7 protein-coding genes and 1 CRISPR repeat array are annotated in these 8,008 nt (G+C 48.5%); all 7 genes read left to right on the forward strand.

Annotated elements, in window-relative coordinates; genetic code table 11:
* The first annotated feature begins 52 nt into the window (after nucleotides 1-52).
* The 7 genes from casA to cas2e are packed head-to-tail and all read left to right on the forward strand — an operon-like array spanning nucleotide 53 to nucleotide 6,475.
* On the forward strand, nucleotides 53-1,696 hold the full coding sequence (casA, locus tag RUMCAL_RS09765) for a type I-E CRISPR-associated protein Cse1/CasA (protein WP_021682641.1): 1,644 nt from the start codon (nucleotides 53-55) through the stop codon (nucleotides 1,694-1,696).
* 17 nt (nucleotides 1,697-1,713) lie between these two features.
* Nucleotides 1,714-2,286, forward strand: a complete 573-nt coding sequence (casB, locus tag RUMCAL_RS09770; RefSeq protein ID WP_040647833.1) for a type I-E CRISPR-associated protein Cse2/CasB — start codon at nucleotides 1,714-1,716, stop codon at nucleotides 2,284-2,286.
* Nucleotides 2,283-3,359 (forward strand): type I-E CRISPR-associated protein Cas7/Cse4/CasC, encoded by a 1,077-nt coding sequence (cas7e, locus tag RUMCAL_RS09775; RefSeq protein WP_021682643.1) that lies wholly within the window; start codon nucleotides 2,283-2,285, stop codon nucleotides 3,357-3,359. The genes casB and cas7e overlap by 4 nt, the downstream gene beginning before the upstream one ends.
* A 5-nt stretch (nucleotides 3,360-3,364) precedes the next feature.
* On the forward strand, nucleotides 3,365-4,006 hold the full coding sequence (gene cas5e / locus RUMCAL_RS09780) for a type I-E CRISPR-associated protein Cas5/CasD (protein ID WP_021682644.1): 642 nt from the start codon (nucleotides 3,365-3,367) through the stop codon (nucleotides 4,004-4,006).
* Between the two features lie 8 nt (nucleotides 4,007-4,014).
* Complete coding sequence (gene cas6e, locus RUMCAL_RS09785; protein ID WP_021682645.1) at nucleotides 4,015-4,641, forward strand: type I-E CRISPR-associated protein Cas6/Cse3/CasE; 627 nt, start codon at nucleotides 4,015-4,017, stop codon at nucleotides 4,639-4,641.
* Nucleotides 4,641-5,582, forward strand: coding sequence for a type I-E CRISPR-associated endonuclease Cas1e (gene cas1e, locus RUMCAL_RS09790; RefSeq protein WP_021682646.1), 942 nt, complete (start codon nucleotides 4,641-4,643; stop codon nucleotides 5,580-5,582). Before cas6e ends, cas1e begins: the two co-directional genes overlap by 1 nt.
* Nucleotides 5,579-6,475, forward strand: a complete 897-nt coding sequence (cas2e, locus tag RUMCAL_RS09795) for a type I-E CRISPR-associated endoribonuclease Cas2e (RefSeq protein WP_021682647.1) — start codon at nucleotides 5,579-5,581, stop codon at nucleotides 6,473-6,475. Before cas1e ends, cas2e begins: the two co-directional genes overlap by 4 nt.
* 35 nt (nucleotides 6,476-6,510) lie before the next feature.
* A CRISPR array of direct repeats spans nucleotides 6,511-8,004; the repeat unit is 29 nt; unit sequence CTTTTCCCCGCATAGGCGGGGGTGATCCT.
* Nucleotides 8,005-8,008 lie beyond the last annotated feature (4 nt).

The raw sequence follows: 8,008 nt of genomic DNA on the forward strand, positions 1-8,008 counted from the left end.
TGTCGCACAATCTTTGTGCGGTATTGCCTAAAAGCTTTAAGGAGGAGTGTTCATGAAAGAAATCGAATTCAATTTACTGGACGAACCGTGGATACGCGTGAGAGATGATTCCTGTCAGGTGCATGAAGTGTCATTGACAGACGCACTTCTTCACGCACATCAATATACCTCGCTAAGCGGTGAATTGCCAACGCAGGATATTGTCATTCTTCGTCTGATGCTTGCAGTGCTGCATACGGTTTTTTCCAGAGTCGATGCGGACGGCAATGCGGCAGAACTGGAAGACGAAGAAGAAGCAGTTGAGAGGTGGACAGATCTTTGGGAACTTGGTCAGCTTCCGGAGGAACCGATTCGCGAATATCTGGAAAAATGGCATGAACGGTTCTGGCTGTTTCATCCGGAAAGACCTTTTGGACAGGTGGCAGGGCTGGCATGCGGCACGCAGTATGGTGCTTCCAAATTGAATGGTGAAATTTCGGAGAGCGGTAATAAGGTCCGATTGTTTTCCTCTTATTTTGGCGAAGAAAAGACAGCACTATCCTATGCACAGGCGGCAAGATGGCTGCTGTATCTGAATGCATTTGATGATACATCAGCAAAGCCGACAAAAGAGGGAAAAGAAAAATCCGGCGGAAAGCTTCCGTCACCTGGAGCAGGCTGGCTTGGCAAGCTCGGAATTGTTTTTACCCGCGGTAAAAATTTGTTTGAAACGCTGCTGCTGAATCTCGTTATGGTAAACGGCGATCAAGTGGAAAATGAGGAAAAGCCGCTGTGGGAATCCGATACTGTACGTCGAGAGGAACGAACGGAGATCCCGTTTCCGGATAATCTTGCAGAACTTTATACACTACAGTCAAGACGTGTTTTCTTGGAACGTGAAAATGATACAGTGATCCGTTATTACCTGATTGGCGGAGATTTTTTCCAGAAGGAAAATGCATTCATGGAGCCTATGACTGTATGGAGAACACCGAAAAAAGAAAAGGATTCCTACGTGCCGAGAAGACACGATGCCAACAAGCAAATGTGGCGTGATTTTGCTTTGCTGTATGATTATAAAGAGGGAAATCATGTTGCAGGTGTAATTCAGTGGGTTCAGCGGATTGCGGAAGAAATTGACATGCAAATGGTGCAAACAACAATTGTATCCGTTCAATATGGAGATAAGGATTTCTTTGTGCAAAATGTATTCTGGGATTCTCTTATGGTAAACAAGCAGTTGCTGATAGACATTGGTGCAAACTGGCGGGAAAAAATCAAAGTAGAGATCAACAGATGCGAACAGCTTGCAGATGCCATTCGCAAATTAGCCGGTAACTTATATCTCGCATCAGGCGGAACCAAGGGCGATGCCAAGAGCTGGGATAAGACTTTTCTGAAATCCAGAGAATCTGCCAGTGCACAGCTGTACTTCCGTCTGGACATGCCGTTCCGTCGCTGGCTGGCTGGGATCACTCCGGAAGAAGTGGACTCTGCTGATTATGAAACAGAGGAAAGGGTATTTTCTGCATGGCAGAAAACTGCAAAGACAATCGCATACAGCTGTGCGGAAGAACTGGCAATGCATGCAGGAGATGCTGCTATGGTAGGACATGAGATAAAAAATGAGAAAAGCGGAGACAGTGTTCGATATTCTGCCCCGAAAGCAATTCATCAATTCCGCATACAGGTGGCAGAAATCTATAAAAAGATCTAGTGAAAGGAGATGAAATCATGTCAAAGATCGACGATGTCAGAAATTATACCTATCGGCAAATTCAGTTTTTGATCCGGCAAAAGGAAACCAGTGTCGGAAAAGCGATGCTTGCCAATCTGCGTAGAGGCATTGGAAAAACACCGGGAGAGCTTCCGGAATTGTGGGGAGCATTTCTGAATGAAATGCCGTCAGAACTTTACGGAAATTCCGGTATGCCGAGCGAAGGCGAGTGGGCTGTCTATATTGCATTGACTTTGTTTGCCCTGCATCAGCAGGGGAATGCTGAACCGGTGCACTGTGAGAAAGTATCCCTCGGCACGGCTGCTGCCAGGTTGATGAATGAAAAAACAGAAGAAGAACGAGGACGAATTCTGCGAAGATTTGGTCCGGTTGTTACGGCAAAGAGCATGCAGGAACTGTCACACCATTTAAGAGGATTGATCCAGCTCTGCAAAGCAAAAGGCGTGCGGCTGGATTATGTACAGCTTGCAGGAGATATTTACCGTTTTCAGTTTCTGGAGAGCCGGAAAGAAGTACAGCTTTCGTGGGGACAAGACTTTTATTATGTTGAAAAAGGAGAAAAACAATGAGTATTTATGTTGATTTTCATGTGTTGCAGACCGTTCCGCCCAGCTGTGTCAATCGTGATGACACAGGAAGCCCCAAGACCGCTGTCTACGGCGGTTCCGTCAGAGCGAGAGTTTCGTCGCAGGCGTGGAAGCATGCCATGAGAAAGGAATTCCGGGGCATGTTTGCGGAAGATGATCTGGGAAACCGCACGAAAAATGTTGTGCAGCTGGTTGCACAGGAAATGCAGTCTATAGATGCTTCTCTCGATGAAAAGAAGTGCCTGAAGAAAGCGGCAGATGCGTTGGATGCAGCCGGAATCAGCCTGAAAGCGAAAAAAAAAGAGGAAATCAAAAAGGCAGATGCGTTGTTTTTTATGAGCAACCGGCAGGCAAAGGAAATTGCCCGACTTGCATGCGGGGACACAGCAGACAAAAATGATTTCAAAAAGGCTTTGAAGGAATATCCGTCTGTAGACATTGCCCTGTTTGGACGAATGGCTGCGAGCGACCCGACATTGAATTACGATGCCGCTTCTCAGGTTGCCCATGCGATCTCCACGCATGCTGTCCAGAACGAGTACGATTATTTTACTGCGGTAGATGATATTTCAGAGGACGACAATGCCGGAGCAGGCCACCTCGGAACCGTAGAATTCAACTCGTCCACGTTGTATCGCTATGCTAATGTGAATGTGTCTGAACTGCGGAAGACACTGGACGATGCCGCTGATGTGGCTGTGGTCGTGCGTAAATTTGCAGAAGCATTTATCCGTTCTATGCCGACCGGTAAGGAAAATACCTTCGCAAACCGCACATTTCCGGACGCTGTTTATGTGACGATCCGAATGGATCAGCCTGTCAACCTGTGCGGTGCATTTGAAAAGCCTGTTCGTGCATCGGAAGACGGTTATGCTACAGAATCGGAAAAGCGGCTGGCAGCGTATGCAAAGAAAATATACAGCCGGTATGCGGCAGAGCCGAAGGCAGCTTTTTGCATTGGCGATGCACTTTCGGATATTGCACAGCAGCTGTCTTTGCCGGAACTTCTGGACACACTGGAATCCAATTTGCGGGAACAAGTCAGTGAGGCATAACAAAAATGGCAGTATTATTGTTGCGGTTGGCTGCCCCGTTACAGGCGTGGGGCAGTAACTCGAAATTTATCATTCGGAACACAGAACGGGAGCCGACGAAAAGCGGTGTGGTCGGAATGCTTGCTGCCGCACTGGGCATACAGAGAAATGATGATCCGAAAAAGCCGGAGCCGCTTACAGCACTGCGTTTTGGCGTTCGTGCGGAAAAAGAGGGCAGGCTTTTGAAAGACTTTCATATGGTGCATTATCCAAAAGCAACACCAGATGTTACAGAACGGCACTATCTTTCTGATGCAGTTTTTCTGGTAGCACTGGAATCGGAGGACACTGCCTTTTTGCAGAAAATTGCAGAGGCATTGCAGCATCCGGTCTATCCGTTGTATCTCGGCAGAAAATCGTGCCCGCCGACACTTCCGATCGTATGGGGTGTACGGGAAAAAAGTCTGGAAGCAGTTCTGAAAGAAGAACCGCCTCTTTGCAACGAGAAAGCCGGCACATTCCGCATCGCCTATGAAGTGCCGTTTGGCGGTATTCCGGTGCAGGACGTTCCGCAGTCGTTTTCTCAGCTGCACAGACAGCATGGCTGGCGTATGAAGTGCGAAGAGATCATCACCGGCAAAGAACATGACCCGTTTTCGGAATTGTGAGGTGTCGTATGTATCTGACAAGAATTCAATTAGATCTGACAAAGACGAAAACCATGCAGGCGTTGGTGGCACCAAAATTGTTTCACGGTGCCATTGAATGTGCAGAGCCGGAGGGAAGAACGCGGAAACTCTGGAGATTGGATACTCTCAATGGGAATCAGTATCTTCTGATTTTGACAGAATCTCCGCTGGACTTTTCGGAAGTTGTAAGGCAATTTGGCACAGGGACATGTGCAGAAACCAAAAAATATGATGTTCTGCTTGACAGGATCACAAACGGAAGCAAGTGGCAGTTCCGGTTGAAAGCCAATCCGGTTGTTTATAAGAAGATCGCACAGTCCAAAAGAGGAAAACCAGTTGCACATATTACGACTGCGTATCAGGAAGAATGGCTGGAAAAACAGGCGGCGAAACATGGCTTTGCACTGGAAGAAGACCAGTGGCTTGTAACAGAATCTAAATGGTATCGTTTCCGAAAAGGGGACAGCAGGCAGTATGTGCGGATACTGGCAGTTACATATGAAGGGATTCTGACTGTGACAGATGCCGAATGCTTTCAGTTGTCCCTTATGCAGGGGATCGGCAGAGGAAAGGCATATGGACTTGGAATGCTGACCGTGGCAGGGGAGCACTGATGGCAGAACAAAACGGTATGGAAAAGCCGGATTTGCAGGCACTTCCGACGATCAACGACCGTATGACGTTTCTCTATCTGGAACACTGCAAGATCCATCGGGAAGACGGTGCGATCACAGCACGCGATCTGGAAGGCACGCTGTACATTCCGGCGGCAGCAATTACTGTGCTGCTGCTTGGACCGGGGACAGACATTTCTCATCGAGCCATGGAACTGATCGGTGATACGGGGATCAGTGTGATCTGGGTCGGAGAACATGGGGTGCGATATTATGCACATGGGAGAGCTCTGAATTCTCACAGCACGTTGCTGGAAAAACAGGCAAAATTGGTTTCTAACACCAGAAAGCACCTTGATGTTGTCCGCAAAATGTACGAGATGCGGTTTGCAGATGCAGATGTGTCAGGCATGACATTGCAGCAGCTGCGGGGACGTGAAGGTGCACGAATGCGAAAAATCTATCGGGAGCAAGCAAAAAAATGGGACGTTTCGTGGGACGGGAGAAAGTATGATGCAGAAGACTTTTCTGCAAGCGATCCGGTGAATCAGGCTCTTTCTGCCGGAAACGTCTGCCTTTATGGGCTTGCTTCTGCGGTAATTACTGCACTGGGCTGTGCACCAAGTCTGGGATTTATCCATGTCGGGCATGAATTTTCCTTTGCCTATGACATTGCAGACTTGTATAAAGCAGAGGTCACGATTCCGCTTGCCTTTGAACTGGCAGCAGAGGAGCCGCCTGATCTTCCCAATATCATGCGTAGAAGGGTTCGGAATGTGTTTTCGGAAACCAAGCTGTTGGAGCGAATGGTGAAAGATGTCAAATATCTTTTGCAGGAATCCCAGCCGCAGGAGCAGCAGGAAGTTGTTTATTTGTGGGACAATTTGAAAGAACATGTGGAGTACGGCATTTCTTATGGTAAGTATGAGGAGGAAATATGATTGTACTTACGATAGCAAATTGTCCGCCGAAACTGCGTGGAGATCTTTCAAAATGGCTGCTTGAGATCAATACAGGTGTTTATGTGGGTCGTGTGAGTGCCAGAGTTCGTGAAGCACTCTGGCAAAGAGTTTGTGAGAATATCCGTGACGGACAAGCTACGATGGTGTTTACTGCGAACAATGAGCAGCATATGGATTTCTATGTGCATAACACGGCATGGGAGCCGGTCAATCTGGACGGCATAAAACTAATGAAGCATCCGCATCGTCATAACGCTGCGGAGAGTGGCTTAAAAGCAGGCTTTAGCAATGCTGCAAAACAGCGAATGGGAGCAAAGAAACGCAGAAGATCTGGTTCCCGTTCAGATGCCGACAGCGTGGAAGAATCTTTTGTAATGATCGACATCGAAACAACAGGTCTTGCAGCTGAAAAAGATGAAATTCTGGAACTTGGAGCAATACGGGTTCAGGACGGAAAGTGTGTGGACGAATATCAGCAGCTGATACTGGTTCAGAATGAAATTCCTGAAACGATCACTGCATTGACGGGAATTGAGAATGCATCTGTCAAAGCAAATGGGATTCCTATTCAAGATGCCTTAGCTGCATTTTATGATTTTATAGGAAGCAGCATGGTCTTGGGGTATTGTATTGATTTTGATAAAAAATTTCTCGAAACTGAAAGTCAAAGAAATGGCATGGATTTTCCAGAAATGGATACTTATGATGTAATGCAGGCTGCAAAAAGCAAAATAAAGGGGTTGAGAAGTTATAAACTCGAAACAATAGCAAACGTATTGGGAATTCCGGCAAAACAGGAGCATCGTGCACTGGCAGACTGTCAGCTTTTGTATCAGGTGTATTGCAAACTAAATGAAAATGAAGCAGGCTGATGGAAAAAGTAACGCTGTTTTGGGATCTTTTTAGTCTTTTCCCCGCATAGGCGGGGGTGATCCTAGTGCCCGTAAAAAACCAGTCCCATGCGTTGCCTTTTCCCCGCATAGGCGGGGGTGATCCTGGGGCTTTGCCCGCATAAGGTGAAAGTTACCACTTTTCCCCGCATAGGCGGGGGTGATCCTACCAGTGAACACGCTTTTGATGTTTTCCCAAACTTTTCCCCGCATAGGCGGGGGTGATCCCAGAATACGACACGACCACCTTTGGAATACAAACTTTTCCCCGCATAGGCGGGGGTGATCCTGGCTATGTGGTTTCCAACGACATTGAGTTTACCTTTTCCCCGCATAGGCGGGGGTGATCCTCAAAGCAAAATGGAACGCGGAGCACTACGATCCTTTTCCCCGCATAGGCGGGGGTGATCCTGCCATATACGCCAGATGCCGTCAGACGCACACCTTTTCCCCGCATAGGCGGGGGTGATCCTGATAAAATCATCTTGACAAATGATAATGATGACTTTTCCCCGCATAGGCGGGGGTGATCCCAGCCGTGCCGGCTGGCGGCAATCCAGACAGGCCTTTTCCCCGCATAGGCGGGGGTGATCCCATCAGCGAGAAAGCCGCAAGCATCAGCGTAAACTTTTCCCCGCATAGGCGGGGGTGATCCTTGGTTCGTTTCTATGCGGCGGCGTGGCTTTAACTTTTCCCCGCATAGGCGGGGGTGATCCTATACGGCTTTGCAATTTTCCCCGGAATGACTTCTTTTCCCCGCATAGGCGGGGGTGATCCTGTAGCACAAATTTTGCTTGTTCAATTTGTGCACTTTTCCCCGCATAGGCGGGGGTGATCCTGCTCCGCGAAAAGGCAGGCATGACACAGCAAGCTTTTCCCCGCATAGGCGGGGGTGATCCCTTGCTGGCAGCAGTGACAAGCCTGTCTTTGAGCTTTTCCCCGCATAGGCGGGGGTGATCCTGACCTGCAATGCTGCACCGCTCAGTGGCTTGCCTTTTCCCCGCATAGGCGGGGGTGATCCCTGGTGCCGCTGGCAAAGACGGAGCCGCCGGCAACTTTTCCCCGCATAGGCGGGGGTGATCCCTTCGATTCTTTCTTCATATGACATAAACAAACCTTTTCCCCGCATAGGCGGGGGTGATCCTTTGAGCGATCATGTTTTCCACCGTCAATCGTACTTTTCCCCGCATAGGCGGGGGTGATCCTCAATATCATCGAGCCAAAGACAAGCACAGTAACTTTTCCCCGCATAGGCGGGGGTGATCCTAAGATGGACGTTATGGAATCCGCTACTGCTATCTTTTCCCCGCATAGGCGGGGGTGATCCTATGCAAGCTCATAAATAACATTCCTAGCACGACTTTTCCCCGCATAGGCGGGGGTGATCCTTGATAATCTCTAAGTATTCTGATGGGGTACACCTTTTCCCCGCATAGGCGGGGGTGATCCTAAAATGAAAAAGTATGATCTGGCAAGCATTATCTTTTCCCCGCATAGGCGGGGGTGATCCCTGGG

This window comes from Ruminococcus callidus ATCC 27760, assembly GCF_000468015.1.
Taxonomy (GTDB): Bacteria; Bacillota; Clostridia; order Oscillospirales; family Ruminococcaceae; genus Ruminococcus_C; species Ruminococcus_C callidus.